Below are 223 nucleotides of genomic sequence, written 5' to 3' on the forward strand. Positions count from 1 at the left end.
CAACAGTGAAGTTTACATCAAACGAAGCTGGTAAGTATTACACAGCAGTAGTGGAAAAAGATGCAGCAGCACCTACGATTGATACAACAGGAGCTGGAACAGATTGCACTACAGAAGAAGTAACAGCAAGTGTAGCTTTGACAGCAGGAGATAAGGATGTATATGTAGTTGTGAAGGATGCAGCAGGCAATGTAAGTACTGCAGTGAAAATTGCAGTAGCAGC

1 pseudogene is annotated in these 223 nt (G+C 42.6%); it reads left to right on the forward strand.

The features are described 5' to 3' along the window. Positions 1-223, forward strand: a pseudogene (locus tag NE558_RS14355) (hypothetical protein); the annotation flags it as partial.

Origin of the sequence: Anaerotignum propionicum (genome assembly GCF_024461735.1) — a bacterium.
GTDB lineage: Bacteria > Bacillota > Clostridia > Lachnospirales > Anaerotignaceae > Chakrabartyella.